General features: G+C 69.3%; 30 protein-coding genes. 15 read left to right on the top strand and 15 right to left on the bottom strand.

All coding sequences use genetic code 11. From position 1 onward, the window contains the following. Window positions 1-2: 2 nt before the first annotated feature. Window positions 3-767: a molybdate ABC transporter substrate-binding protein gene (modA, locus tag FB381_RS18535; protein WP_141781643.1), complete on the bottom strand. Its 765-nt coding sequence runs from the start codon at window positions 765-767 to the stop codon at window positions 3-5. Next, window positions 764-1,153 (bottom strand): TOBE domain-containing protein, encoded by a 390-nt coding sequence (locus FB381_RS18530; RefSeq protein ID WP_141781642.1) that lies wholly within the window; start codon window positions 1,151-1,153, stop codon window positions 764-766. Before FB381_RS18530 ends, modA begins: the two co-directional genes overlap by 4 nt. Before the next feature lie 130 nt (window positions 1,154-1,283). Here FB381_RS18530 and FB381_RS18525 point away from each other — a divergent pair, with 130 nt between their 5' ends. After that, window positions 1,284-1,895: a DUF4245 family protein gene (locus tag FB381_RS18525; protein ID WP_170225225.1), complete on the top strand. Its 612-nt coding sequence runs from the start codon at window positions 1,284-1,286 to the stop codon at window positions 1,893-1,895. Between the two features lie 4 nt (window positions 1,896-1,899). Here the strand turns inward: FB381_RS18525 and FB381_RS18520 are convergent, their stop codons facing one another. Further along, complete coding sequence (locus FB381_RS18520; RefSeq protein ID WP_141781640.1) at window positions 1,900-2,097, bottom strand: exodeoxyribonuclease VII small subunit; 198 nt, start codon at window positions 2,095-2,097, stop codon at window positions 1,900-1,902. Continuing rightward, entirely contained in the window at window positions 2,090-3,337 is a 1,248-nt protein-coding gene (gene xseA / locus FB381_RS18515; protein ID WP_141781639.1) for an exodeoxyribonuclease VII large subunit, read from the bottom strand. Before xseA ends, FB381_RS18520 begins: the two co-directional genes overlap by 8 nt. 154 nt (window positions 3,338-3,491) lie before the next feature. Between xseA and FB381_RS18510 the strand changes: the two genes are divergently transcribed. Next, a complete protein-coding gene (locus FB381_RS18510) occupies window positions 3,492-4,487 on the top strand; it encodes a 4-hydroxy-3-methylbut-2-enyl diphosphate reductase (RefSeq protein ID WP_141781638.1) in 996 nt (331 codons plus the stop codon). Between the two features lie 40 nt (window positions 4,488-4,527). Further along, window positions 4,528-5,157 carry an L-threonylcarbamoyladenylate synthase gene (locus tag FB381_RS18505; RefSeq protein WP_141781637.1) on the top strand — a complete coding sequence of 210 codons (630 nt, stop codon included), beginning with the start codon at window positions 4,528-4,530 and terminating at the stop codon, window positions 5,155-5,157. Window positions 5,158-5,160: 3 nt separating this feature from the next. Here the strand turns inward: FB381_RS18505 and FB381_RS18500 are convergent, their stop codons facing one another. Continuing rightward, window positions 5,161-5,604, bottom strand: coding sequence for a DUF6542 domain-containing protein (locus tag FB381_RS18500; protein WP_141781636.1), 444 nt, complete (start codon window positions 5,602-5,604; stop codon window positions 5,161-5,163). Window positions 5,605-5,611: 7 nt separating this feature from the next. Beyond that, window positions 5,612-6,703 carry a DNA recombination protein RmuC gene (locus FB381_RS18495; protein ID WP_141781635.1) on the bottom strand — a complete coding sequence of 364 codons (1,092 nt, stop codon included), beginning with the start codon at window positions 6,701-6,703 and terminating at the stop codon, window positions 5,612-5,614. A 69-nt stretch (window positions 6,704-6,772) separates the two neighbouring features. Here FB381_RS18495 and FB381_RS18490 point away from each other — a divergent pair, with 69 nt between their 5' ends. Beyond that, window positions 6,773-7,090, top strand: coding sequence for a TfoX/Sxy family protein (locus FB381_RS18490; RefSeq protein ID WP_141781634.1), 318 nt, complete (start codon window positions 6,773-6,775; stop codon window positions 7,088-7,090). On the opposite strand, the gene FB381_RS18485 is transcribed toward FB381_RS18490, so the two are convergent. Together FB381_RS18485 and FB381_RS18480 are read right to left on the bottom strand one after the other, a co-directional pair. Next, window positions 7,073-8,029: an endonuclease/exonuclease/phosphatase family protein gene (locus tag FB381_RS18485; protein ID WP_170225223.1), complete on the bottom strand. Its 957-nt coding sequence runs from the start codon at window positions 8,027-8,029 to the stop codon at window positions 7,073-7,075. The two genes, FB381_RS18490 and FB381_RS18485, sit on opposite strands and share 18 nt — an antisense overlap. Window positions 8,030-8,047: 18 nt before the next feature. Beyond that, a complete protein-coding gene (locus tag FB381_RS18480; RefSeq protein WP_141781632.1) occupies window positions 8,048-8,830 on the bottom strand; it encodes an exodeoxyribonuclease III in 783 nt (260 codons plus the stop codon). Window positions 8,831-8,874: 44 nt separating this feature from the next. On the opposite strand from FB381_RS18480, the gene FB381_RS18475 reads away from it, so the two are divergent. The 3 genes from FB381_RS18475 to FB381_RS18465 are packed head-to-tail and all read left to right on the top strand — an operon-like array spanning window position 8,875 to window position 11,569. Next, window positions 8,875-9,714, top strand: a complete 840-nt coding sequence (locus tag FB381_RS18475) for an ABC transporter ATP-binding protein (protein ID WP_211352488.1) — start codon at window positions 8,875-8,877, stop codon at window positions 9,712-9,714. Between the two features lie 8 nt (window positions 9,715-9,722). Beyond that, window positions 9,723-10,469 carry an ABC transporter permease gene (locus FB381_RS18470; RefSeq protein ID WP_246088190.1) on the top strand — a complete coding sequence of 249 codons (747 nt, stop codon included), beginning with the start codon at window positions 9,723-9,725 and terminating at the stop codon, window positions 10,467-10,469. Window positions 10,470-10,486: 17 nt separating this feature from the next. Then, window positions 10,487-11,569, top strand: a complete 1,083-nt coding sequence (locus tag FB381_RS18465) for an ABC transporter substrate-binding protein (RefSeq protein WP_141781631.1) — start codon at window positions 10,487-10,489, stop codon at window positions 11,567-11,569. A 9-nt stretch (window positions 11,570-11,578) separates the two neighbouring features. Here FB381_RS18465 and FB381_RS18460 read toward each other — a convergent pair whose 3' ends face one another. After that, complete coding sequence (locus FB381_RS18460) at window positions 11,579-13,429, bottom strand: glycoside hydrolase family 3 protein (protein WP_141781630.1); 1,851 nt, start codon at window positions 13,427-13,429, stop codon at window positions 11,579-11,581. Window positions 13,430-13,558: 129 nt separating this feature from the next. Here FB381_RS18460 and FB381_RS18455 point away from each other — a divergent pair, with 129 nt between their 5' ends. Then, on the top strand, window positions 13,559-14,602 hold the full coding sequence (locus FB381_RS18455) for a WD40/YVTN/BNR-like repeat-containing protein (RefSeq protein ID WP_141781629.1): 1,044 nt from the start codon (window positions 13,559-13,561) through the stop codon (window positions 14,600-14,602). Between the two features lie 3 nt (window positions 14,603-14,605). On the opposite strand, the gene FB381_RS18450 is transcribed toward FB381_RS18455, so the two are convergent. Genes FB381_RS18450 through FB381_RS18440 form a run of 3 tightly spaced genes read right to left on the bottom strand, consistent with a single transcriptional unit; the run spans window position 14,606 to window position 18,139 of the window. Next, window positions 14,606-16,249, bottom strand: coding sequence for a PH domain-containing protein (locus tag FB381_RS18450; protein WP_170225222.1), 1,644 nt, complete (start codon window positions 16,247-16,249; stop codon window positions 14,606-14,608). Next, complete coding sequence (locus tag FB381_RS18445; RefSeq protein WP_141781627.1) at window positions 16,246-16,764, bottom strand: PH domain-containing protein; 519 nt, start codon at window positions 16,762-16,764, stop codon at window positions 16,246-16,248. Before FB381_RS18445 ends, FB381_RS18450 begins: the two co-directional genes overlap by 4 nt. 28 nt (window positions 16,765-16,792) lie before the next feature. After that, on the bottom strand, window positions 16,793-18,139 hold the full coding sequence (locus FB381_RS18440) for a GH1 family beta-glucosidase (RefSeq protein WP_246088189.1): 1,347 nt from the start codon (window positions 18,137-18,139) through the stop codon (window positions 16,793-16,795). Window positions 18,140-18,218: 79 nt separating this feature from the next. Here FB381_RS18440 and ychF point away from each other — a divergent pair, with 79 nt between their 5' ends. The 4 genes from ychF (at window position 18,219) to FB381_RS18420 (ending at window position 20,386) form a co-directional block, all read left to right on the top strand. Next, complete coding sequence (ychF, locus tag FB381_RS18435) at window positions 18,219-19,292, top strand: redox-regulated ATPase YchF (RefSeq protein WP_141781626.1); 1,074 nt, start codon at window positions 18,219-18,221, stop codon at window positions 19,290-19,292. Window positions 19,293-19,325: 33 nt separating this feature from the next. Beyond that, complete coding sequence (locus FB381_RS18430) at window positions 19,326-19,607, top strand: type II toxin-antitoxin system RelE/ParE family toxin (protein WP_141781625.1); 282 nt, start codon at window positions 19,326-19,328, stop codon at window positions 19,605-19,607. 6 nt (window positions 19,608-19,613) lie between these two features. Beyond that, entirely contained in the window at window positions 19,614-19,919 is a 306-nt protein-coding gene (locus tag FB381_RS18425) for a HigA family addiction module antitoxin (RefSeq protein WP_246088188.1), read from the top strand. 80 nt (window positions 19,920-19,999) lie between these two features. Next, on the top strand, window positions 20,000-20,386 hold the full coding sequence (locus FB381_RS18420) for a GNAT family N-acetyltransferase (protein ID WP_342778426.1): 387 nt from the start codon (window positions 20,000-20,002) through the stop codon (window positions 20,384-20,386). 129 nt (window positions 20,387-20,515) lie between these two features. Here FB381_RS18420 and FB381_RS18415 read toward each other — a convergent pair whose 3' ends face one another. Continuing rightward, window positions 20,516-20,872 (bottom strand): iron chaperone, encoded by a 357-nt coding sequence (locus tag FB381_RS18415; protein WP_141781623.1) that lies wholly within the window; start codon window positions 20,870-20,872, stop codon window positions 20,516-20,518. A gap of 290 nt (window positions 20,873-21,162) precedes the next feature. Between FB381_RS18415 and FB381_RS18410 the strand changes: the two genes are divergently transcribed. Beyond that, a complete protein-coding gene (locus FB381_RS18410; protein WP_141781622.1) occupies window positions 21,163-21,618 on the top strand; it encodes a hypothetical protein in 456 nt (151 codons plus the stop codon). Here the strand turns inward: FB381_RS18410 and FB381_RS18405 are convergent. Further along, the gene (locus FB381_RS18405; RefSeq protein ID WP_141781621.1) at window positions 21,587-22,492 is read right to left on the bottom strand and encodes an SDR family NAD(P)-dependent oxidoreductase; all 906 of its coding nucleotides are present in this window, start codon (window positions 22,490-22,492) and stop codon (window positions 21,587-21,589) included. The genes FB381_RS18410 and FB381_RS18405 overlap by 32 nt on opposite strands. Before the next feature lie 99 nt (window positions 22,493-22,591). Between FB381_RS18405 and FB381_RS18400 the strand changes: the two genes are divergently transcribed. Beyond that, complete coding sequence (locus tag FB381_RS18400) at window positions 22,592-23,254, top strand: TetR/AcrR family transcriptional regulator (protein WP_141781620.1); 663 nt, start codon at window positions 22,592-22,594, stop codon at window positions 23,252-23,254. Between the two features lie 12 nt (window positions 23,255-23,266). Here the strand turns inward: FB381_RS18400 and FB381_RS18395 are convergent, their stop codons facing one another. Then, entirely contained in the window at window positions 23,267-24,121 is an 855-nt protein-coding gene (locus FB381_RS18395) for an NAD(P)H-binding protein (RefSeq protein WP_141781619.1), read from the bottom strand. A 115-nt stretch (window positions 24,122-24,236) separates the two neighbouring features. Between FB381_RS18395 and FB381_RS18390 the strand changes: the two genes are divergently transcribed. Next, the gene (locus tag FB381_RS18390) at window positions 24,237-24,818 is read left to right on the top strand and encodes a TetR/AcrR family transcriptional regulator (protein ID WP_141781618.1); all 582 of its coding nucleotides are present in this window, start codon (window positions 24,237-24,239) and stop codon (window positions 24,816-24,818) included. Window positions 24,819-24,827 lie beyond the last annotated feature (9 nt).

Here is a 24,827-nt window from a genome sequence, read left to right as displayed (position 1 = left end):
GATCAGGGCTGGCCGAAGCCGGCATCGCTCAGCACCTTCCGGCCGGCCTCGGCCAGCGCTAGGTCGACGAACTCCTGCGCCAGATCGGCATCGTCTGAGCCGTCGAGGGTGGAGATCGGGTAGGTGTTCACGACCTGGTCGGACTCGGGGAACTCGACCCCCGTCACGGTGTCGCCGGCAGCGGTCACGTCGGTGACGTAGACGAGACCGGCGTCGGCGTCGCCCGAGCTGACCTTGGCCAGCACGTCGCTGACCGACTGCTCCTCGCTGACCGGCTCGATGTCGACGCCGGTCTTCTGTTCCATCTGCGCGGTCGCGTTGCCGCACGGCACCTCGACCGCACAGACGACGACCTTGGCTCCGGGCCCGGCCAGATCCTTGAAGCCGGTGATCTTGGCGGGGTTGCCCGGAGGGGTGGCGATCTCCAAGGTGTTGGACGCGAAGTCCTGCGGGTCGGTGGCCAGCTTGCCGAGCTTGTCCATGTTCTTGGTGTCCGCCGAGGCGAAGACGTCGGCGGGGGCGCCGTCCTCGATCTGGGCGACGAGGTCGGAGGAGCCGCCGAAGCTGGTGGTGACCTTCACCCCTGGGTGGTCCTTCTCGAACTTCTCGGCGAGCTCGGTGAAGGTGTCGGTCAGCGAGGCCGCCGCGAACACCGTCAGCTCCTTGTCGCTCTCGTCGCCACCTGCGCAGCCCGAGAGGGCGAGCGCGGCCGCGGCCGCCACGACGGCCGTGGTCCGGATGCGGGAGAGGTCGGTCCTTCTGGTCATGGACGCTCCACTACGACGTTGGTGGACTTGATGGACGCGACAGCGCTGACGCCGGGTTCGAGACCGAGCTCGTTGGCCGCCTCGGTGCTCATCAGCGAGACGATCCGGTAGGGGCCGCACACCATCTCCACCTGCGCCATCACGGTGTCGGTGGTGGTCTTGGTGACGATGCCGAGCAGACGGTTGCGCGCGCTGACGTCTCTGGCCCGGTGGGGGTTGGGGGCGTCGGCGAGCTCGGTGGCGAGCTCGGCCAGCACCGTGCCCTCGATGACCGCACGGCCGCCCTCGGTCGTCGCGGCGACTCTGCCCGCATCGACCCAGCGACGCACGGTGTCGTCGCTGACCCCGAGGAGGTCTGCGGCTTCGGCGATGCGGTAGGTGGGCACCGGAGGAGTATCGCATCTGCGGGGTGCTCCTGGGGAGAGGAATCCGCATCTGCGGAACGACCAACCTCGTGATCGAGGTCGCGGCGACCACGATTCGAGGCGAGTTCGGCCGCGTGGGACCATGGAGGACGTGAGCGACACCGATCAGCAGCCGTCCGCAGAGTCGACGAGCGAGCAGCCGGAGACCCCGGCGCGCAGCTACCCCCGCACCTTCGGTGCCCTCATCGGGTCGATGATCTTCCTGCTGGTCCTCGTGGTGCCGATCGTGCTCGTCGTGCAGTGGCGCGGCAACCTCGAGCGCGAGGTGAGCGGAGCCAACCAGACCTACAAGGCCGACTGGGCCGATGCCGTACGCAGCGCGCAGGTCGCCGACCTCGAGGTCATCTACCCGCGCGAGCTGCCCTCGGGCTGGTACGCCAACACCGAACCGACCTATCAGGGCGGCGAGGAGCCGGCGTGGACGATGTCGTTCGTGAAGGGCGAGACCTCCTACGTCGGTCTCGAGCTCTCTGTCCGCTCGGCGCAGGCGATCGCCCAGAAGAACGTCGACACCCAGGCTCGTGAGGGCGACGAGGTCAGCATCAAGACCGACGTCGCCGACACCTGGACCGAGTGGTCCGACGCCGACGGCGACACCGGCTACTCGGCCGATGTCGGCGAGCAGACGCTGATGGTCTGGGGGCCGAAGGACGGCGACGTACGCGACTACCTGACGCGGCTCACGACCGAACCGTTGAAGTAGCCGGTCAGTCCTCGATCGCGGCGTCGATCTTCTTGCGGGCGCCGTCGAGCCACTCCTGACAGAGCGTGGCCAGCTTCTCGCCACGCTCCCACAGAGCCAGCGACTCCTCGAGGGTGATGCCGCCTGCTTCGAGCTTGCGCACCACCTCGACGAGCTCTTCGCGCGCCTGCTCGTAGGAGAGCTCGCTGGTGTCGTCAGTCATCGGTGCCATCCTTGGTGGAGTCGGTCTTCTCGGTCGAGACGATGGTGGTTCTCAGGCGGCCGTCGGCCAGACGGATGCTGACCGTGGCTCCCTCGGCGGTGTCGGCCACGCTGGTGAGCACGTGGCCATCGGCGTCCTGGGCGACGGCATAGCCACGTCGCAGGGTCTCCAGGGGAGACAGGGCCCGGGCCCGGGCACGATGGTGGCCGATGTCGTCGGCGGCACGGTCGATGGCATGGCCGACCGTGCGGCGAGCACGGTCGCGCAGCGACGTCACCTCGTCGCGGCGGGCGTCGATCAGCGAGCGCGGGTCGGCCAGCACCGGTCGCGAGCGCAGCGCGTCGAGGAGGGTCTGCTCGCGATGGATCAGCGCCGTGATCCCGCCGCGGAGCCGGTCGCGCCCGGTGGCCACGATGCGCTGCTCCTCGACCACGTCGGGCACCACGAGCTTGGCGGCGTCGGTCGGCGTCGAGGCGCGTACGTCGGCAGCCAGGTCGAGCAGCGGTGAGTCGGGCTCGTGCCCGATCGCGGAGACGACCGGGGTGCGGGCGGCGTGCACCGCACGGATCAGATGCTCGTCGGAGAAGGGCAGCAGGTCTTCGACCGACCCGCCGCCGCGAGCGATGACGATGACGTCGACCTCGGGATCGCGGTCGAGCCGCTGCAGCTTCTCGACCACGTCGGCCGCGCTGCGGGTGCCCTGCATCGCGGCGTACGCCACCTCGAAGCGCACCTGCGGCCAGCGCCGCTTCGCGTTCTCGAGCACGTCGCGCTCGGCAGCGGAGTTGGCTGCGGTGACCAGGCCGACGGTGCCCGGCAGGAACGGGAGCGGTCGCTTGAGCTCGGCCGCGAAGAGCCCCTCGGCGGCCAGCAGCTGCCGCCGCTGCTCGAGGCGGGCCAGCAGCTCGCCCAGCCCGACCGGCCGGATGTCGCGGGCCTGCAGCGACAGCGTGCCGCGGTTGGCGTAGTAGGACGGCTTCGCGTGGATGATCACCGACGCCCCCTCGACCAGCGGCGGGTTGAGGCTGTCGAGCAGGAACCGGGTGCACGTCACCGGCACCGAGATGTCGGCCACCGAGTCCCGCAGGGTCAGGAACACGGTCTGCATCCCAGGCCGCCGACTCATCTGCGCGACCTGCCCCTCCACCCAGACCGAGCCGAGCCGGTCGATCCAGCCACCGATCGCGTTGGCGATCTGCCGCACCGGAGCGGGTGACTCGGGTGAGGTGTCGAGGGCCATGCCCCAACCCTAGTAGTCGCCGACCGCGTCGAGTCGGCGCATCCTGACGCACGATCATGCCGAGTCGGCTCGTCATAACGAGCCGACTCGACGCAGATTGTGGTCAGGATGAGCCGACTCGGCGATCTCAGGGATGATCTCTAGACTGGAACCCATGAGTATCGACCTCGGCACCCCACGGCTGATCTCCGACGACGAGAAGGCTGTCCTCCTCGCGGAGCCGCGCGGCTACTGCGCCGGGGTGGACCGTGCGGTGATCACGGTGGAGCAGGCGCTCGACCTCTACGGCGCGCCGGTCTACGTGCGCAAGGAGATCGTGCACAACAAGCACGTCGTCGACGACCTCCGCAACCGTGGTGCCGTCTTCGTCAACGAGCTCGACGAGGTGCCCTCGGGTGCCACCGTGGTCTTCTCCGCCCACGGCGTCTCGCCGGCCGTGCACTCCGATGCCGCCGAGCGCGAGCTCAAGACGATCGACGCGACCTGCCCGCTGGTCACCAAGGTGCATCTGGAGGCCAAGCGGTTCGCGCGCGAGGGCTTCAGCATCCTGCTGATCGGCCACGAGGGCCACGAAGAGGTCGAGGGCACGATGGGTGAGGCGCCGGAGGCGACCACCCTCGTGCAGGGGCCCGACGACGTCGCCAACGTCGAGGTGCCCGACCCCTCGAAGGTCGTCTGGCTCTCCCAGACCACCCTCTCCGTCGACGAGACGATGGAGACCGTCTCGGCTCTGCGCGTGAAGTTCCCCGAGCTGCTCGACCCGCCCAGCGACGACATCTGCTACGCCACCCAGAACCGCCAGCAGGCGGTCAAGGAGATCGGCGCCGCCAGCGACCTGGTGATCGTGGTCGGCTCCGGCAACTCCTCCAACTCGGTCCGTCTGGTCGAGGTCGCCCTCGAGGCCGGCGCCAAGGCGTCCTACCGGGTCGACGACGCCAGCGAGATCGACGAGGCATGGCTCGAGGGCGTACGCAGCGTCTCGGTCACCTCCGGTGCGAGCGTGCCCGAGAAGCTGGTCGAGGGGGTCGTCGACTTCCTCAAGAGGCACGGTTTCCCCGACGCCACGGCCCACAAGAGCGCCGAGGAGTCGCTGATCTTCGCGCTGCCCAAGGAGCTCCGCAAGGACCTCAAGGCCGCCGCGGCTCGCTAACCCTTGATCCCGGACCGGGCGATGGCGTTAGGGTCGAGACGTGGCCCGATTCCTTGACGTACACCCTGTCAATCCGCAGTCCAGGCTGATCCGCCAGGTCGTCGACGCCCTGCGCGACGACCAGCTGATCGCCTATCCGACCGACTCCGGCTACGCCCTCGGCTCCCGGATCGGCAACAAGGACGGGCGTGACCGGATCCTGAAGATCCGTGGTCTCGACGATCGTCACCACTTCACGCTGCTCTGCAAGGACTTCGCACAGCTCGGCACGATGGTGCACGTCGACAACAGCGCCTTCCGGGCGATCAAGCACGCCACCCCAGGCCCCTACACCTTCATCCTCCCGGCGACGCCGGAGGTGCCGCGCCGCCTGATGCACCCGAAGAAGAAGACGGTCGGCGTACGCATCCCGGAGCATGCCGTCGTGCAGGCCCTGCTCGACGAGCTCGGCGAGCCGCTGCTGTCCTCGACGCTGATCCTGCCGGGGGAGACCGAGCCCGAGGTCTTCGGCTGGAACGTCAAGGAGGCGCTCGACCACCAGGTCGACATCGTCATCGAGGCCGGCGAGACGTCGGCGGAGCCGACCACGGTGATCGACTGGTCCGACGGTGAGCCGGAGATCCTGCGTGAGGGGGCCGGCGACGTCTCCGGCTTCCTGGCCGTCGACTGACCGCTAGGACGCCATCGCGCGTTCGCGCTCGTCCTCGTCGACCTCTTCGCTGCGCTGGCGGAGCACTCGGCGTCGCATCACCAGGCAGCCCAGGCATGCGGCGTAGCCGATGAAGAGGCTGATCGAGTGATGCCCGAGGCCGCTGATCACGGCCTGCACGGCGCTGTCGTCACGGTCGGCGATCGAACCAGGCTGGGTCGTGGCGAGCAGGATGAAGATGCCGAGCATGATCAGCGGCGGGAGCACCCCGACCACGAAGAAGTCGCTGGGGCGCACGATGAGCGCGAGCGTCACCGCGATCGCCACGAAGGTGAGGTCGAAGAGGAGGCCGACCTGCTCGTCGATGAGCAGATCGACGAAGGTCACCGTCAAAGAGATAGCGGATCCGAGCGCGACGACATGGCGGCCGGACTCGCGTCCTTCCTCCCAGATGGTGCGCTCGCTCATTTCGGGGTCACGATCTCTCGTATGCAGCTTGTGTATCCGAGACCACGTTAGGGCCCGGCGCGTCGCCATTCTCGGCGGCGCGCCGATCATCCTCGCGCACGCTCGCGAGGCGCTCAACGGCGCGAATCTCGACCGGGCGCGGCGTCTCGAGATCGTCGTCGGTGACCGATAGCTCATTGAAACGTCGGGCCGCGACCAGGACCCGGTTGTCGAGGGAGCCGATCGCCTGGTTGTAGCGGGTGACAGCGGTGTTGAGCGAGCGGCCGATGCCGTCCAGATGGTTCGACATCGTGCCGAGCCGCTGATGGAGGTCTCGGCCGAGCCGGTGGATCTCGCGGGCCTGCTCGGCAAGCGCCTCGTGCGACCACCCGTGGGCGACGGTGCGGAGCAGCGCGATCAGGGTGGTCGGCGAGGCCAGCACGACGCGACGGTCGGCGGCGTAGTCGATCAGGCCGGGCTCGGTCTCCAGGGCCGCGGAGAGGAACGACTCGGCCGGCACGAAGAGCACCACGAACTCCGGCGACTCCTCCAGGAAGCGCCAGTAGGACTTCGAGGCGAGCTGGTCCACATGCGTACGCAGCTGGGTGGTGTGTCTGCGCAGGTGGGCGCGGTAGTCGTCGTCGTTGTCGGCGGAGGCGGCGTCGAGGTAGGCGTCGAGCGGCACCTTGGAGTCGACGACGATCTCCTTGCCACCGGAGAGGTGCACGACGAGGTCGGGCCGCAGGCGCCCGTCCTCGAGGTGGACCTGCTCGGAGAAGTCGCACTTGTCGACCAGCCCGGCCAGCTCGACCGCACGCCGCAGGTGCATCTCGCCCCACCGGCCTCTGACCTGGGGTTTGCGCAGCGCCGTCGACAGCGACCTGGTCTCGGTCTGCAGGCGCCCGACCTCGGTCTGGAACTGCCCCTGCCAGCGGGCGCGCTCTCGGTCGAGATGCTGCATCTGGTCGCTGAGCCGGTCGAGGCCCTGCATCACCTCGGCCTGGTCGACCATCCCCGCCGCGACCGAGTCGACGCTGCGCGCGCGGACCCATAGCACCCCGAGCACGGCGCCCAGGGCAAGACCGATCACGAGTCCGAGCACAAGGATCCAGATCTCCATGCCGACGATCCTCGCAGGCACCACCGACAGTTTTGCCTCCCGCCGCGAGGGCCGTGTTTCCATGGGGACATGGCCTACGACTCTGATCTGGCCGATCGGGTGCGTGATCTCGTGCCCGCCGGCACCACCGAGAAGCAGATGTTCGGCGCGCTCGCGTTCATGGTGAACGGCAACATGGCGTGCGCGGTCGGCGCCGACGACCTGCTCGTACGCACGGGCAAGACGGCCTACGAGACCGCGATCGCCGCCGGGGCCGGGCCGATGACCATGGGGACCCGCACGATGTCGGGATATGTCAACGTCTCCGCCGACCTGCTCGGCGGAGACGCGCTCGCCGACTGGGTGGGCTGGGCCGTGGCCATGGCCGAGTCACTGCCACCGAAGTAGCGCGACCACGGGCAGGTGGTCGCTGCCGGTGCGGTCCATCGGGCGTACGTCTTCGACCACCGCCCCGCGTGCGAGCACGTGGTCGATCCGGATCAGCGGGAGCGCGGCCGGGAAGGTGAACCCGAACCGGTGCCGTGGTTCGCTGACCTGCGAGGTGACCGGACGCAGCGCGCGGTCGCCGTAGGCGGTGTTGAGGTCGCCGGAGACGATCAGCACGTCTGCGTCGTCGTCGGCCAGCTTCTTCGCGAGCAGCCGGATGCTCTCGTTGCGCACGGACAGGTTCAGGCCACGCAGGCCGAGCCTCGTGGAGGGCAGGTGCACGGCATAGACGGCGACGTTCGGGCCGTCGTCGGGGCGCACCTCGACACGCAGGGCGCGTCGCCAGGAGGCGTCGACGCCGCCCGGCCGTAGGTCGAGCGGCGTCGGGTTCACCAGCGGCTCGGCCGACCAGACTCCGACGGTGCCGGAGGTCGCGTGGTGCGGCAGGGCGTCGCCGAAGGCTCGGGTGTAGTCGTCGATGCGCCGGGGGAGCACCTCGTCGAGCGTCACCACGTCGGGCGAGGCCGCGAGGATCTTCTCGACGGTGCCGTCGATGTCCTTGTTGGTGTCGCCCACGTTGTGCTGCACGACCACCAGGTCGTGGCGCGGTGTGTCGGCCTGGTGGTCGGACAGCTCCGGGCGGAACATCCAGGCCCAGACGAGGGCAGGCACCAGGAACGCGATGACGGCCGTGACCGAGCGACGCAGCAGCCCGATGAGCACGAGCAGCACCGCGACCGCCCCGAGCCACGGCAGGAATGTCTCCACGAGGCTGCCGAGGCCGTAGGCGGACGGGACCCAGGCGTGCAGCGCCATCACGGCACCGGTCGCGACCAGGAGGAACGCGCACACGGTGCCGCGGCTCCAGACGGTGTCGTGCTGTTCGGTTCGCTCACCCATGCCGCTGGACATGATCGCTCAGTCGGCGAGGTCGACGATCACCGGGGCGTGGTCGGAGGGGGCGCCGGTGCCGATCGCCGGGTTGCGCTCGTCGAGGTCGACGAAGGCGCCGGTGACCCGCTCGGCGAACGCCGGCGAGCCGAGGACGAAGTCGATGCGCAGGCCGCGGTTGCGCTCGAAACGCTGGCGGTAGTAGTCGAAGTAGGTGTAGGCGTCAGGACCGGGGACGAACGGGCGTACGACGTCCTTGAAGTCCTTCTCGATGGCGAAGTAGGCCTCGCGCTCGGGCGGGGTCAGGTGCGTCGACCTGGTGAACTGCTTGGGGTCGAAGCAGTCTTCGTCGAAGGGGCAGACGTTCCAGTCGCCGACCATCGCGGACGTCTCGCCGTGCCATGCCCCGGACGCCTTCTGGAGCGCCGCCATCCACTCCAGCTTGTAGGCGTAGTGGGGGTCGTCGGGCTTGCGTCCGTTGGGCACGTAGACGCTCATGACCCGTACGCCGCCGCACACCGCCGAGATGGCGCGGGCCTCGGCGGCGTCGTTGAAGGTGGGCATGCCCTCGAAGCCGACCTGAACATCCGCCAGCCCGACGCGCGAGGCGATCGCGACCCCGTTCCACTGGTTGTAGCCGACCGTCGCGAGCTCGTAGCCGCGGGCCTCCAGACCCATCGTCGGGATCTGGTCGGGCTTGGCCTTGGTCTCCTGCAGCGCCAGCACGTCGATCGAGTGGCGCTCGACGAATGCCTCGACTCGGTCGATGCGGGAGCGGATGGAGTTGATGTTCCAGGTGGCGATACGCACGCCCGTCACACTATCGAGAGCCCGGAGCGACTACCGTTCGAGGCGTGGGCAGAGCGACGATCGAGATGAGCGGGATCCGTCGTCTCTACGAGCAGGCCGACCTGTCCGAGGTGGTCGCGCTCGACAGCATCGACCTGAGCATCGAACCCGGCACGTTCGTGAGCGTCATCGGGCCCTCGGGCTGTGGCAAGTCGACGCTGCTGCGGCTGATCAGCGGGCAGGAGCGACCCAGCGCCGGCAGGGTCACCGTGTGCGGCCTGAGCCCGCGGGAGGCGGCCGAGGCGAAGGCGTTCGGGTTCGTGCCGCAGACGCCCGCCCTGCTGCCCTGGCTGAGCGTGCTCGGCAACGTGACCCTGCCCCACCGGGTCAACCGGCGTGGCGTCAGCAGTCGTCGTGTCAAGGGTCGCGGAGACAGGAGCAGCGGCGGCGATCGCGTACGCCCCGATCTCGAGGCGATGCTGCGCGAGGTCGGCCTGGGGGAGTCGCTCCACAAGCTTCCGGCCGAGCTCTCCGGCGGCATGAAGCAGCGGACGGCGATCGTGCGCGCCTTCGGGCTGCGCCCCGACGTACTCCTTCTCGACGAGCCCTTCGGTGCGCTCGACGAGTTCACCCGCGAGGCGCTCCAGGAGCAGCTGCTCGAGCTGTGGGAGCAGACCCGTGCGACGGTCGTCTTCGTCACCCACTCGATCTCCGAGGCCGTCAGGCTGTCCGACAAGGTGGTGGTGATGGCGCCGCGTCCGGGCCGGATCACCGAGGTCATCGACATCGACCTGCCCCGCCCGCGTCACCAGGAGGTCATCACCTCGCCGGAGTTCCACGCCTACGAGCTCGCGCTGCGCGAGAGCCTGCGCGACGCGTTCAGCCACAGCGGGGTCGTGCGGTGAGGCGGCGGGTGCTCCGCCCGGCCTACTGGCTCCCGTTCGTGCTCCTGCTGGTGGTGCTCGGGTTCGCCTGGGAGGTCGGCGCGCGGCAGATGCCCTACCTGTTCGTGCCGCTCGGCGAGATCGCGGCCGTGCTGAGCGACGACCCGGCCTACTTCGTCTCCAACACGCTCGTCACGCTGAGCGAGGCGCTGGTGGGGCTGGGGATCGGGTTCGTGGCGGCGTTCCTGCTCGCCGTCGTGGTGAGCGAGATCGGCGTGGTGCGGCGTGCGGTGATGCCGGTGGCCGTGGTGCTCTCGGTGACCCCGCTGGTGGCGATCGCGCCGCTTCTCGTGGTCGCGCTCGGCTTCGGGATGGCGCCGAAGGTGGTGCTGACCGCGCTGGTCTGCTTCTTCCCGATCCTGATCAACGTGGCCGCCGGCCTGCGTACGGTGCCGGGCCCGGTGCTGCAGGTCTATCGCACGGTGGCCGCGAGCCGGTTCGAGGTGCTGCGCCACCTGCGCGTGCCGGCATCGCTGCCCTACGTCTTCGCCTCGCTGCGGATCGTCTTCCCGCTCTCGATGATCGGGGCCGTGGTCGCCGAGCTCTCCGCCGCGGGCTCGGCCGACGGGCTCGGCAGCGTGATACAGGTGGCCAGCTCGCAGAACAGACTGGCTACGGTGTGGGCAGCGATCTTCGTCCTCGCGGCGCTCGGGTCGCTGCTGTTCTGGCTCGTGACGCTCGCCGAGCGCCGGGTCCTCCACTGGCACCAGTCTTGATTCCCAAGGAGCTCTCGATGCCTCGCCTGCGCGCGATCACTGCTGTCCTCACCTCGACGGTCCTCCTCGTCGCGCTGGCCGCCTGCGGGTCCTCGGACGAGCCCGGGGAGAAGGGCAGCGCCGCCTCGGCCGGCCGCTGCGAGAAGAACCAGGACGCCGGGAAGATCACCTACATGTCGGGCTATTACTGGCAGGCGTCCGCCTCGATCCTGGAGGTCATCGCCGCTGACCAGCTGGGCTACTTCAACGACCTGTGCCTCGACGTCGAGCTCCAGCCCGGGTCGGGCGACGTCTCCCAGAACGCCAAGCTGATCGCCGCCGGGAAGGTGCAGGTCGGGCCGCTCTCGGAGCAGGACATCATGACGTCGAACGCCAGCGGGCTCGACGTGCTCGGTGTCTCGTCCTACTCCAACGCCGGCCTCGACGTGCTGATGACCGGCACCGACATCACCGACCTCAAGGATCTCGAGGGCAAGACGCTCGGCCACAAGGGGTGGGTGCCCGTCGGTGTGCAGGCGATGCTCGCCGAGGCCGGTGTCGACATGAAGAAGGTCAAGCAGGTCAAGGTCGGCTACGACCCCGGCGTGCTGCCCCGCGGCCAGGTCGACGCGCTGGTCGGGTTCGTCTCCAACGAGCCAAACCAGCTCGAGGAGGCCGGTGAGGACGTGAAGGTCTGGGAGCCGACCGACTTCGACGTGCCGGGCTCGCTCGGCGCCCACTCGGTCAACCCGGCGTGGGCGAAGAAGCACCCCACCGCCGTGCAGGACTTCCTGCGCGCCGTCTTCAAGGCCTACCGCTACTGCGCTGCCGACGAGCACGTCGAGGAGTGCATCGACCTCCAGCACGACCGCGCCGGAGCCGAGTCCGACGAGAAGCACGAGACCGCCATCTGGCGCACCGAGGTCGAGGTCGGCGCCGACAACCCGCTGCCGGGGAAGTTCGGGTCGGTCGACCCCGACAACGTCGCCGCCCTCGCCGGGGTCGTCTCGACGTACGCCGGGCAGAAGGTCACGCCGGAGCAGGCGGCGTCGTGGTTCGACACGTCCTACGCCGACGCGGTGGTCGGCGAGGACGGCAAGGTGATCTGGCCGGCGCCCTGAGCCTGCGACCTAGTAGGAGAGCCCGTGGCCGAGCGGGTAGAGGTCGGGGATCTCGACCGGCAGCTTGCCGCTCGGGTTCACCTCGCCGTAGAGCACCTTGACCAGCGACTCCAGCTGGTGGGAGGTGTAGCCGTAGGTGTCGAGCACCGTCGCGGCCTCGGGGAACGAGGCGACGTCGTAGGGGTTGCGCATCGCGGCCACCACGACAGGGGTGTCGGTGGCGAGCAGCGCCTTGACCAGCTTGGTCTGGGCAACGGCCCCCGCGGTCGGCTCGCCGGTGGCCGCGTCGACCTGCCAGGCGTTGTTGGTCGGCACGACGACGAGGTCCTTGCCCTCGGCGGCCTGCACCGCGGCATCGATCTCGGCATCGGTGGGGGTGGTGCCCGACTCGAGCACCTGGGTGGTCGCGCCACGCTTCTGGAGACCGGCGGCGATGCCTGCGGTGGTGCCGGCACCCCAACCCGCGACCAGCACGTTCGCGGCGCCGGGCGTCAGCGGGAGCAGATCGTCGTCGTTCTTGACCAGCGTGGTGGTGCGGTCGGTGATCTCCTGGGCATCGGCCTTGTGCTGCGGGTTGTCGAAGACGGCCGGAGCGGTGGCCGGGTTGACGTAGGGATCCTTGAAGATCTCGTTGTCGAGCTTGTGCTTGATGATCCGGTAGACCGACGCGTCGAGCCGCTTGCGGGAGATGGTGCCGTCCTTGACGGCCTCGAGGACCGAGGCGTACGCGGTGTCCATCTCCGGCGGGATGAGCAGCTGGTCGGCGCCGGCGGTGAACGCCTCCACCGGAGCGACGTCGGGCGGGTAGGTCGCCGAGGCGCCCTGCATGTCGAGCGCGTCGGTCACGATCAGGCCGTCGAAGCCGAGCTCCTCGCGCAGCAGACCGGTGAGGATCGGCTCCGACATGGTCGCCGGCTCGCCGCTGGGGTCGATCGCGGGCACGGTCACATGGGCGGTCATGATCGCGTCGATGCCGGCGTCGATCGCTGCCCTGAACGGCGGCAGGTCGATCTGCTCGAGCTGCTCGCGGGTGTGGGTCACCTCGGGCAGGCCGTAATGGCTGTCGGTGCCGGTGTCGCCGTGGCCGGGGAAGTGCTTGGCGATCGAGGAGATGCCACCGTCGTCGAACCCGCCGACCTCGGCGGCGACGATGTCGGAGACCGCCGCGGAGTCGGCACCGGCCGAGCGGATCCCGATCACCGGGTTGTTCGGGTTGAGGTTGACGTCGGCCACGGGCGCGTAGTCCTGGGTGATGCCGACGGCGTCGAGCTCGGAGCCGATCACCTCGGCGGAGCGGGCGGCGTCGGCGGTCGAGCCGTCGGCTCCCAGCGCCATCTGGCCGGGCATCTGGGTCGCGCGGCTCGCGGGCCCGAAGCGGGCCACGAGCGCGCCGCCCTCCTGGTCGACGGCGATGTTGAGCGGGATCTTGGGACGCTGCTCGAGCGCGGCGTCCTGGAGGCCGTTGGAGAGGGTGGCGACCTGGGCCGGGTCGCCGATGTTGTCCGGGCCGCGGGTGGTGAAGTAGATGACCCCGCCGGGCTGGTACTTGTCGATCGCCTGCGCCGGGGTATCGACGCCGTAGAGCTTCTGGTTGCCTGCCTTCGCGGCATCGCTGACGTTGTTGGCGTCGCGCCCGTAGACCTCGATCACGAAGAGCTGGCCGACCTTCTGCTCGAGCGACATGTGTCGCATCAGCGAGGTGATCTGGCCGTGCTGGTTCGGGTTCTTGGCCACCACCGAGCCGGCCGGGCCCGCGGCCGCCTGGCTCCCGGTGAGGGGCACCGCGACCGTCGCTGCGACCGCCAGGCTCGCTGCCGCGACAGCGAGCTTCCTGCCTGTGGTGAGCGTGACTGCGACCATGACAACCTCCCCGGTGTGTCCCCACGGGTATGTGGGACGGCGATTCACTCTAGGGGTTACCCATCGGTCGCGGAAGGAAAACGCGGAACCGGTGGACAGCACGCCCCCCGCCAGGGCCACAGTGACCTCGTGCGCATCGTTGTCGGAGCCGTCGCGGCGGCCGCTCTCACTCTCACCACGCTCTCGTTCACGCCTGCGGCGCAGGCAGGAGCGGCGTACGACTGGACGCCGGTCGACGTCGACACCGAGCAGGGCTTCCGGGCGCTGGACGCGGTCGATGCCACGACCGCATGGGTCGGTGGCGACGGCGGCGGGATCTTCCGTACGACCGACGCCGGTGCCTCCTGGCAGGACGTCTCGCCGCCCGGATCCGAGGAGCTGCTCTTCCGCGACGTCGAGGCGCGCTCGGCCGAGGAGGCCGTGGTGCTCTCGATCGGCGAGGGCGAGGCGAGCCGGATCTACAAGACCGACGACGGTGGCGCGACCTGGACCGAGACGTTCCGCTCCACGGAGCCCGCGGCGTTCTACAACTGCGTCGACTTCTGGCCCGGCGGCGAGCGCGGGATCGCGATGAGCGACCCGGTCGACGGCGAGTGGCGCATCATCGCCACCGACGACGGTGGCGACAGCTGGCACGTCGCCGACACCCGCGGCCTGGAGGCGCCCGGTGAGGTCGCCTTCTCCGCCAGCGGGTCGTGCCTGGTCACCTCGGGTGCCCGCAGCGCCTGGCTCGGCGGCGGAGGCACCGCCGCCAACGTCTACGCCACCCACGACGGCGGCCGCACCTGGTCGTCGGCCGACTCCACGATCGCGCCCGGCGAGGCCGGCGGCGTCTTCGGGCTTGGCTTCCGCAACCCGGTCCAGGGGATCGCGGTCGGTGGCGACTTCGGCCTCGAGGACGACGGCGTCGACCGCGCCGCCTACTCCGCCGATGGCGGCCACACGTGGACCAACTCCACCTCTGACCTGGGCGGATTCCGTGAAGCCGTCGCCTGGGTCCGCGGCCGCACCGCGATCGCCGTCGGCCCCAACGGCAGCGACATCACCCACGACAACGGCCGCACCTGGGCACCCTTCGGTGCCGCCCAGACCCGCTTCCACGTCATCGACTGCGTGCACGGCAGCTGCTGGGCCGCGGGCGCGGGCGGGCGGGTCGGCGCCCTCTCGCGCTGAGGTTCAGCCCGCGACGAACCCCGAGACCGTACGCGGCGTGGCGGCCGCCGCCAGCGCGACGGCCGTCTCGAGCGGCACGTCCGGCACGGCGACGTACTCGTGGCCGGCGGCGGTCATCGCGGTGAGCTGGGCGAGGCCGATGCGACGGTCGAAGATCGTCTGCTTGACCCGCCAGCCGATGATGCCGTCGGTCTGCAGCGCCGTGCGCGCGGCGGTGTAGGAGCCCGAGCGCACCACCAGGTAGCGCTCGGTGAGCGCGTGTCCCAGGTGACGGTGGCGCAGCTCGGCACCGAGGAAGGTCAGGGCGAGCGAGACCACCAGCATGACGACCGGGATCCACCAGACCCAGGTGTCGCCGAAGACGCCGATCAGCACGGTCGGCACCATGGCGATGGCGGTCCAGACCGCGGTGGCGACCACCGCGCGGAACCAGTAGCGCCGTCGTGGGCGTGGACCGTGGCCGGTCAGCGGTGCCGAGAAGGCGTCCTCGCGGAGGATGTCCCTGCCGACGGCGGAGACCACGGCCTCTGGTGCCGTCGGCAGCACGGCGGGGGAGTTGTCGTCGAGCCCGGTGGTGAGCAGGTTGAGGTCGGCACCGCCCGCCAGCGCGATCAGCGGGCCGATCGTGGAGGTGGCGCCCCGCACCTTGGCCTCCTCGACGGTCGTTGCGCGGGTGCTGGTCAGTCCGAAGCTGCGTCGCAGCGTCGTGCCCTCGCGCCCCTGCTCACGCACGAGCTGCAGGTCCCACCAGCGCACGGCGTAGCCCACGCACGAGCCGACCGCCCACACCAGCACCGCGACGACCAGAGCGATGGGGATCGCGATCAGCAGCATGTGGAGGATCGAGTCGATCGGGCGCCCGTTGATCTCCCCGTCGTGGATGCGGAGGCCGATCTTCTCCCACGGGATGGCGTCGGAGAGGGCGCCGAAGAGGGCCGCGAGACCACCGAGCGCGATCGCCAGGTTCTTCAGGTTGAGCGGGGCGTACTTGATCCAGGACCAGTCGAGCTTGGCGATGACCTCGCCCTCGGGGGCGCCGGCGGTCGGGGCGACCGGGGCTTCGCCGTCGGCGGCGGGCTCGGTCGGAGCCTCTGCGGACGGGGTCGAAGCCGCCGACGGAGCGGTGGGGGTCGGCGCTGCGTGCAGCAGTTCGCGCCGCAGCCGGGCGGCGGCCTCCTTGTCGAGCGAGTCGAGGGTGATCTGGCCTTCATCGACCCCGGTGCCGACGTTGACCTTGGTGACGCCCAGCACGCGGTGGACGAGTGTGGAGCTGAGGTCGACGCTGCGCACCCGGTCGAGGCGCGCGGTCAGCGTGGTGCGGTTGAGGAGGCCGCGGCGTACCTCCAGATGGCTCGAGGTGACGCGATAGGTCGTGGTCAGCCAGGGGATCAGGCCGACGACGGCCGCGACGACGGCGATGCCGACCGCGACCGCGAGACCGATGAACACGCTGGCCTGCCCGGCACCGAACGCACCGACGGCGGCGGGGATGATCGCCTGGCGCAGCGTCGAGATCGGGCTGACGACGGCGGTCCACCCGGCCAGCCGCTGCCACTCCGTGTCGGGAGGGGCGGGAGGGCCGGGAGGGTCGGAGGGACCGGGAGCTTCGGGGATCTCGGGGAGCCCGGGTTCCTCAGTGCCGCTCACGTCGCATCCTCGGGAGTCGCGGCGGTGATCGCCACCAGCTTCGCGACCACCTCGAGCGCGAGCGCGTCGTCGAGGCACGCGATCTCCACGGTGCCTGCCGAGGAGGCCGTCGACACCGTGACCGTACGCAGCCCGAAGTGCCGCATCAGCGGCCCCTGGGTCGAGTCGACCGTCTGCACCCGGGAGAGCGGCACGATCTCGTCGACGACGGTCAGCCACCCGTGGCGTACGTGGACGGCGATGTCGCTGATCTCCCACCGGTGGATCCGGAAGCGGATCGTGGGCACGAAGGTCAGGCCCGGCACGGGGGCCAGGACGAAGAAGACGGCCGCGATCCAGAGGATCCAGGTCCAGAAACCTTCGGGGATCAGGATCGCCGCGACCACCGCGCCGACGGCGAGCGCCAGCCAGATGACGGCGCCGATCGCCTCCTCCACACGCCAGTAGGCCGGTGCTCGCTCGGAGACCTGATGGGCGGGTTCGCGAAGTCGCTGCGGAGTGTCGGGGTCGCTCACGGGCGCGAGCCTAGAGGGTGCGCGGTCTTTACCGTCGGATCTTGTGCCCGGCGATTACGGCGGCATACCAGTCGAACGACTCCCGCGGGGTGCGGACGAGGGTGTCGTAGTCGACGTGCACCAGTCCGAACCGCTGGGTGTAGCCCTCGGCCCACTCGAAGTTGTCCATCAGCGACCAGCAGCAGTAGCCGGTGACGTCGATGCCGTCGGCGACCGCGCGCTCGATCTGGCGCAGGTGGAGGTCGAGGTAGGCGATGCGGTCGCCGTCGCCGTCGCCGTCAGGGGAGGTGTTGTAGGAGGCGCCGTTCTCGGTGATGACGAACGGCGGGTGCTCCGGATAGCGCCGGTGGAGCGCGGTGAGCAGCTCGTGGAGGCCGTCGGTAACGACCGGCCAGCCGAAGTCGGTGGTCGGGTAGCCGGTGATCGGGGGCTGCTCGATCGGGTTCGCCGCGCCCTCGGGTGCGGCGGCCGCGGCGGTCGGGTTGTAGTAGTTGAGCCCGTAGAAGTCGAGCGGGGCGCTGATCGTCTCGAGGTCGCCGTCCTGGGCCGGGAACAGCGGCGCCAGGTCGTCGGGATAGCGGCCGAGCAGGATCGGGTCGGCGAACGAGTGGTTCCACAGCGTGTCCAGCAGCCCCGCGGTCGCGACGTCTTCCTCCGCCGAGGTCGCCGGCCACACCGGCATGTGGTTGGTCGCGGTGCCGATGCTGGTCGCGCCCGCGGCGCGCAGCGCCTGCACGGCCAGGCCGTGGCCGAGCAGCAGATGATGACCAGCCGGCAGCGCATCGAAGACCAGGCTCTGGCCCGGGGCGTGGATGCCGAGCGCGTGGCCGAAGACCGTCACCACGTTGGGTTCGTTGACCGGGCACCAGTGGGCGACGCGGTCGGCCAGGCGTTCGGCCACCACGGCTGCGTAGTCCCCGAACCCCTGCGCCGTCTCGCGGCCCAGCCAGCCTCCGTGAGCGTCCTGCAGCGCCTGCGGCGTGTCCCAGTGGAACAGGGTCGCCATCGGCTCGATGCCGCGCTCGAGCAGCCCGTCGACGAGCCGGTCGTAGAAGTCGAGGCCCTGCTGGTTGATCTCGCCCGCGCCGGTGGGCAGCACTCGCGACCACGAGATCGAGAAGCGGTACGCATCGAGCCCGAGCCGCGCCATGAGCGCGATGTCGTCCTCGAGCCGGTGGTAGTGGTCGCAGGCCACGGCGCCGCTGCTGTGGTCGATGATCCGGCCGAGTTCGGCGCAGAACGTGTCCCACACCGACGGCCCACGACCGTCCTCGTCGGCCGCCCCCTCGATCTGATAGGCGGCCGTGCTGGCGCCGAAGCGGAATCCTGCCGGGAGACCGGTGCCGGGAAGATCGGTGTCGGGAAGTTCGCTCACAACCCGGAGTCTGCCTGGCCCGGCGCAGATCCGTCCGCGTTTCGGGGGATGGCGGCGTACGACTCTAGGATTGTCGATCGTGGCACTCACCATCGGCATCGTGGGACTTCCCAACGCGGGCAAGTCGACCCTCTTCAACGCACTGACCAAGAATGACGTTCTCGCGGCGAACTACCCGTTCGCCACGATCGAGCCCAACGTCGGTGTCGTCGGGGTCCCCGACGAGAGGCTGCCGGAGCTGGCGAAGATCTACGGATCCCAGAAGCTGCTGCCGGCCACGGTGCAGTTCGTCGACATCGCCGGCATCGTGCGCGGCGCCTCGCAGGGCGAGGGTCTGGGCAACAAGTTCCTCTCCCACATCCGTGAGTCCGACGCGATCTGCCAGGTCACCCGCGTCTTCCGCGACGACGACGTCACTCACGTCGACGGCGAGGTCGAGCCGGCCAACGACATCTCCACCATCCAGACCGAGCTGATCCTCGCCGACCTCGAGACGGTCGAGAAGGCGATCCCGCGGCTGGAGAAGGAGTCGCGCAAGCAGCCCGACCTCAAGGCCAACCTCGCCGCCGCGCAGGAGGTCAAGGAGGCCCTCGAGGCCGGCACCCCGATCATCGCCACCACGATCGACCGGGCGCTGATCCGCGAGCTGATGCTGCTCACCGCCAAGCCCTACATCTTCGTGTTCAACTGCGACTCCGACGAGCTCGCCGACGAGGCGCTGAAGACGCAGATGCGCGAGCTGGTCGCTCCCGCCGAGGCGATCTTCCTCGACGCCAAGTTCGAGGCCGAGCTCGTCGAGCTCGACGAGGACGAGGCCCGCGAGTTCCTCGCCGACGCCGGCGTCGACGAGCCCGGCCTCGACATCCTCGCCCGCGTCGGCTTCGACACCCTCGGCCTGCAGACCTACCTGACGGCCGGCCCCAAGGAGGTCCGCGCCTGGGAGATCCCCCAGGGCGCCACCGCCCCCGAGGCCGCCGGTGTCATCCACACCGACTTCCAGAAGGGCTTCATCAAGGCCGAGATCGTCTCCTACGACGACCTCATCGCCGCCGGCTCCGTCAACAAGGCCCGCGACCTCGGCAAGGTGCGCATGGAGGGCAAGGACTACGTCATGGCCGACGGTGACGTCGTGGAGTTCCGGTTTAACGTCTAGCGTTATTGACGCTCTGCGTTATATTCTGGCCTTGTGATCAGATCCTTCGCTGACCGCGACACCGAGCGCGTATGGCGTCGCGAACCGGCGAAGCGACTTGATCCGCGAATCCACAAGACAGCGAACAGGAAGCTGCACCTGCTGGACGCTGCCACGGTGCTGGAGGCGCTGCGGGTTCCGCCCGGCAATCGCCTGGAAGCGCTCAAGGGAGACCGGTCTGGACAACACCGCATCCGCATCAACGACCAATGGCGGATCTGCTTCCGTTGGACAGGTGCTGGCGCTGAAGACGTCGAGATCGTGGACTATCACTGAGGAGGGATGATGTCTGAGAAGCTCTACCCGCCGATCCATCCGGGGGAGGTCCTGATGGAGGACTTCATCGCCGGGTTCGGCATCACGCAGAACAAGTTGGCGGTGTCGATCGGTGTGCCGCCAAGGCGGATCAACGAGATCGTCCACGGCAAGCGCGCCATCACTGCCGACACGGCGTTGCGTCTGGGGCGATACTTCGGCATCGACCCTCAGTTCTGGCTCAACCTGCAGACGCGGTACGACCTGGAGATTGCTCAGGACCGTGTCGCCGGGCAGGTCGCTGCGATCGAGCCGATCCGTCAGGCCTCGTGAGCTCGAACCGAATCGTCCGCACAGCTGAAGAGCGAGATCTGGACACCGTCGTCTCGCTACGTGCTGAGATGTTCGCTGCCATGAGCGTTCTGGCTGAGTCGAGTGAGTGGCAGCGCAACGCGCGTACGTGGTTTGCCGACAGGCTGGACGATCCGCGTTGTCGGATCGTCGTTGTGGAAGTCGCCGGTCGGGTGGTCTCGTGCGCGCTGGGCACGATCCGTGATGCGGCTCCCTCTCCGTCGGCCCCTCGTGGTAGCGACATACTGGTGAGCAACGTCAGCACCGCTCCCGACGCGCGCGGGCGCGGTCATGGACGGGCCGCGTTCGACGCCGTGATGGCGTGGGCGCAGGCCAGTGGGGTGGAGCGAGCCGAATTGCTAGCCACAGTCGACGGACGTGAAATGTACGAGCGGGCAGGGTTCAAAGAGACTGGACACCCAGCGATGCGGGCAGACCTCCGCCTGTGATGTTCCGCTTAAACGTATGATCCGGCCCCTCCCTAAGGGTTTTGCATTCCTCAGCGCTTGTCCGGGTGGGTGGCATCGGATGCGGCCAACCATCGCCTGCTCGTCTTCAAGCAGGCACGGGTCGCGGCATCAGTCGTCGGCGTGCCGGCTGGATGCGTGGGCGAGTCGGGTGACGAGATCGTCCGGGATCGGCTTTCGCGGTGGAAAGGTGATGCCGGTCTTGCTGGCCTTGAGGCCCGCGGCCGCGATCTCTTCGGCGTGCGCTGAGATCGCGGGGGCGAGAAGGTAGAGCCCGATCTGCTTGCTGAACGCGGCGTAGCTCGCGACGACGGTGTCGCCGATCCGGAACCCCGGCATCTGGTAGGCCATCATCTCCTCCGCGTCGGGTAGGGCCTCGCGCAGAAGGTCCCGGATGCGGTTGAGGACCGGACGGAACGCCTCCGGCGCCGCGGCGATGTAGGAGTCATGGTCAGCGATCGCGGTCACGTCTCCGCCTTCCTTCGGGTGTGTAGATTCTAGTTACGTCGGGTGCGGGCCTCAGCCGCGGGTTCGGAGGGGTTGTCCGTCCAGAGCATGTCCCGAGCCCTGACGATCTGCAACGTCTCTGGAGGCGATCGATGAGCATCTGGGCAGAATCCGTCAGGCGCGGCTGGGCGAATCTGGTGGGGCCCGAAGCCACTCGTGCGGATACGACGATCGCCCTGGGATCCGCGGTCATCGGAACGGTCGGGGCCGCTGTCTGGGCGAGGCGCGGAGGTGTGGGTCGAGGTTCGACCATGGTCATGGCTGCGATGGCCGCGGACCTGGTCGGAGGTGCGTATGTGAACAACACCCGCGCGTCTGTCCGATGGTACGAGCGCGCCGGCCAGGGGGAGAAGGAACACCTCACGTTCGCCGCTCTGCACGGGCATCCCTTCCTGGTGGCCTGGGCGGACCGCCGCGTCGGCGAGCGCGACGATGTGGCGACCTGGGCGTTGGCGCAGTACGGCTACATGGTGCTCTCCACTGCCATCATCCGACGTTTCCCGGCCAACAGACGAGGGCTGGGACTGGCGCTGACCGCAGGCGGTCTCGTTCTCGACCGTGCGCTCGGCCCCTCCGCCGTCGCTCCCTGGTTCGCCTGGTCCTATCACCCCAAGCTGTTGATGGGGCATGCGGCCGGCTCGCTCCGGCCGGACGCGGACATCGGTGTCACGGAGTTCAGTCGTCGAGCGGGAAACGTACGCCGGTGAGCTCCTCGGAGACGGCCCACAGTCGTTGCTGGGTCGCGATGTCGCGCGAGGCGGGGCTCGAGGTCACCAGCTCCGGATGGCCACGGACTTCGCCCGTGCCGCTGGGTCCGTAGTACTGACCGCCGAAGACGGCGGGGTCGGTGGCGGCGCGGAGGGTGGGGAGTGCGCCCATCGCGGGTGACTGGGTGAGAAGCGGCGCGAGCCAGGTGAAGGGCAGGCGCAGTGCGGCCGGCATGTTGCGCGCGAGCTCGGTGTTGGAGACGCCGGGGTGCGCGGCCGTCGCGATGGTGGTGCCGCGCGACGCGAGTCGGCGCTGGAGCTCGTAGGTGAACATCAGGTTGGCGAGCTTGGCCTGGCCGTACGCGGCGACGGGAGCGTAGGAACGCTCCCACTGCAGGTCGTCGAAGTGGATGTCGGCGCGGATGCGGTGGCCGACGCTGCTGACCGTGACGACCCGGGATCCGGGCACCGGGAGGAGCTGGTCGAGCAGCAGCCCGGTGAAGGCGAAATGGCCGAGGTGGTTGGTGCCGAACTGCATCTCGAATCCGTCGGCGGTGGTCTGCTTCGGGGTGTACATCACGCCGGCGTTGTTGATCAGGAGGTCGATCCGGGGGTGGCCGGCGCGCAGGTCTGCCGCCGCGGAGCGGATCGAGTCCAGGGAGGACAGGTCGAGCACCTGCACGCTGACGTCGCCGTCGATGCGGGCGGCCGCCTGCTTGCCCTTCTCCGCGTCGCGTACGGCCATCACCACGTGGGCTCCGTGCTCGGCGAGCATGCGGGCCGTCTCGAAGCCGAGTCCGGTGTTGGCGCCGGTCACGACCGCGACCCTGCCCTGCTGGTCGGGGATGTGTTGCTCGGTCCAGGTCTCACTCATGTCCACTCCTAAAGAACCATCGGTCTGTTACTGCTCCCAATTTAAGAGACCGATGGTCTGATGTCAAGGGACCGGCGGTCTTTAAGGTACGGTGACGGGGTGACCTTCCAACGAGCGCGAAGCGACGAGCAGCGTGAGATCCGCCGCCGGGCGATCCTGGACACGGCCGCGGCGATGCTCGACGAGATGCCTGTGGCCGAGGTCAGCCTCAACGAGCTGAGTCGCCGCGTGGGGCTGGCCAAGTCCAACGTGCTGCGCTACTTCGAGTCGCGCGAGGCGGTGCTGCTCGAGCTGCTCGATGACTTCTTGGGCGCCTGGCTCGACGAGCTGACCGCGGAGCTCGACAAAGGCATCGACCCGGCTGCGTCACCCGAGGTGCGGGCGGGTCGGCTCGCCGAGATCCTCGGCCGGTCGTTGGCCGAGCGGCGGGTGCTCTGTGATCTCGTCGGCGCCCAGGGCGGCGTGCTCGAGCACAACATCTCGGTCGAGATGGTCAAGCGCCACAAGCGCGCGGCGATGGCCAAGGTCTCCATGATGGTCGAGCTCGTACGTCGCCATCTGCCCGAGTCGGGCGACGGCGCCGAGACCTTTTGTGTGATGAGCCTGATCTCGGCGGGTGCGCTGGCGGCGTACGACCCGCCGCCACCCAGCGTCTCCGCCGCCTACGCCGACGAGCCCGATCTGCGGGCGCTCCATCTGGACCTGCCTGACACGTTGCGGACCGTCATCACCGCTGCGCTGCTCGGAGTCATGCCGCGTTAGCGGCGGGGGGCCTCACCGACCGATCTGCTCGGCGAGCAGCGCTCGGGCGTCGTGGGGCTCGCGGCCGAGCAGCTGGGTCAACGTCGAGTCGCCGTGGGTGAAGTGTCCGCTCCGGGTGGCCTGGAACATCGACAGCGTGAAGCGTGCGGCCGGTTCGGGCATGCCGGCCGCGACCTCGTCGGCCACCCATGTCTCGTCGTCGACGACGGTGCGCTCGATGTGCTGTCCGGTGAGATCTGAGGCTGCTTCGGCGAAGGCGGTCAGGCTGGTCGGCTGAGGCGGGATCAGGTCGACGGGGCCGTCGAACGTGACATCGCCGGTGAGCACTGCGGCCGCAGCCTCGGCTGCGTCGTGACGATCGACCCAGGCGAACGGTCCGTCGGCCGGCTTGGCGACCGTCCTCGTGCTCTGCCATGGGCCGAGCAGCTGCCCCAGGTCTCCGTAGAAGCCGTTGCGAAGAGCGGTCCACGGGACGCCCGAGTCGGCGAGGTGCTGCTCGGTGGCGGCGTGTATCGCCAGGGGAGGGTAGGGAGTGTCGAGGCCTGCTCCGAACGTGCTGGTGTAGAGGATCCGCTGCGCACCAGCGGTGACGGCGGCGTCGATGGCCCTCCGGTGCTGAGCGACGACGTCGGCCGAGATGTCGCTGGAGGAGACCAGGAGCACCTGTTCTGCGTCGGCGAAGGAATGCCGCAGGGCTGCCGGGTCGTCGTAGCTTCCCTGTCGCACGCGTACGCCACGGCGCGCGAGGTGGACCGCGCGAGACGGGTCGCGGACGCTGACGCCGACCTGTTCTGCCGGGATCCGCTGCAGGAGGTGCTCGACAGTGAGTCCGTTGAGGGTCCCGGTCGCTCCGGTCACGATGATCATGGGGTCCTTCCCGCCTGTGAATCCTAAATTGACCTGGTGGGTCAATTTCTTGCCGCTATCATGGTGCAAGAACTTGACCTGACTGGTCAAGTTGTCTGGCAACCGGGGGTGAGTGATGACCGACGCAGGTGCACCGTCGACGCTGCGCTCAGATGCGCGGCGCAACGTCGACCGGATCCGGGTGGCGGCAGCGGAGGTGTTCGCCGACCGTGGACTCTCCGCGCCGCTCGAGGACGTGGCTGCGGCAGCGAAGGTGAGCAAGGCGACCATCTTCAACCGGTTCGGCGGGCGCGCGGGGCTGGTCGATGCGGTCATCGACGACGTCGCCGCGAAGGAGCTGTTGGAGATCATCGGCCACGCCCGGACCATCTCGGACGCCCGCGGACGGGTCCGTGCGTACGTCGGTGCCCTGCGAGATCTCCAATACCGGTCGCCGGCGGTCAACGGTGTCCTTCTGCGGCAGGTCCCCGGCTCAGAGGCACTCATGGATCTGTGTCGCGAGGGAGAGGCCTTCCATGCCGAGCTGGTCGCGCAAGGGCGCGCCGCCGGTGTCCTCGCCGACGAGGTCACCGCCGGCGATCTTCATGCGCTGACCGTCGACGGCGCCCTCGCGCTCGAGCACGGCGGCCGGCCTCCTCGGGCCGACTACGACCGGCGAACCGGGTTCATCCTCGACGGGATCTGTCGACCTGGATGAGGTAGAACC

Source organism: Nocardioides albertanoniae (assembly GCF_006716315.1).
GTDB lineage: Bacteria > Actinomycetota > Actinomycetes > Propionibacteriales > Nocardioidaceae > Nocardioides > Nocardioides albertanoniae.
This window is presented reverse-complemented; position numbering and strand designations above follow the sequence as displayed.

Coding starts and splice junctions, on each gene's coding strand:
- FB381_RS18500 (WP_141781636.1), bottom strand. CDS start 5,604: ATGAGCGAGCGCACCATCTGGGAGGAAGGACGCGAGTCCGGCCGCCAT.
- FB381_RS18465 (WP_141781631.1), top strand. CDS start 10,487: ATGCCTCGCCTGCGCGCGATCACTGCTGTCCTCACCTCGACGGTCCTC.
- FB381_RS18460 (WP_141781630.1), bottom strand. CDS start 13,429: ATGGTCGCAGTCACGCTCACCACAGGCAGGAAGCTCGCTGTCGCGGCA.
- FB381_RS18510 (WP_141781638.1), top strand. CDS start 3,492: ATGAGTATCGACCTCGGCACCCCACGGCTGATCTCCGACGACGAGAAG.
- FB381_RS18405 (WP_141781621.1), bottom strand. CDS start 22,492: ATGAGTGAGACCTGGACCGAGCAACACATCCCCGACCAGCAGGGCAGG.
- FB381_RS18485 (WP_170225223.1), bottom strand. CDS start 8,029: ATGGGTGAGCGAACCGAACAGCACGACACCGTCTGGAGCCGCGGCACC.
- modA (WP_141781643.1), bottom strand. CDS start 767: ATGACCAGAAGGACCGACCTCTCCCGCATCCGGACCACGGCCGTCGTG.
- FB381_RS18520 (WP_141781640.1), bottom strand. CDS start 2,097: ATGACTGACGACACCAGCGAGCTCTCCTACGAGCAGGCGCGCGAAGAG.
- FB381_RS18410 (WP_141781622.1), top strand. CDS start 21,163: ATGGTCATGGCTGCGATGGCCGCGGACCTGGTCGGAGGTGCGTATGTG.
- xseA (WP_141781639.1), bottom strand. CDS start 3,337: ATGGCCCTCGACACCTCACCCGAGTCACCCGCTCCGGTGCGGCAGATC.
- FB381_RS18495 (WP_141781635.1), bottom strand. CDS start 6,703: ATGGAGATCTGGATCCTTGTGCTCGGACTCGTGATCGGTCTTGCCCTG.
- FB381_RS18490 (WP_141781634.1), top strand. CDS start 6,773: ATGGCCTACGACTCTGATCTGGCCGATCGGGTGCGTGATCTCGTGCCC.
- FB381_RS18390 (WP_141781618.1), top strand. CDS start 24,237: ATGACCGACGCAGGTGCACCGTCGACGCTGCGCTCAGATGCGCGGCGC.
- FB381_RS18425 (WP_246088188.1), top strand. CDS start 19,614: ATGATGTCTGAGAAGCTCTACCCGCCGATCCATCCGGGGGAGGTCCTG.
- FB381_RS18420 (WP_342778426.1), top strand. CDS start 20,000: ATGAGCGTTCTGGCTGAGTCGAGTGAGTGGCAGCGCAACGCGCGTACG.
- FB381_RS18395 (WP_141781619.1), bottom strand. CDS start 24,121: ATGATCATCGTGACCGGAGCGACCGGGACCCTCAACGGACTCACTGTC.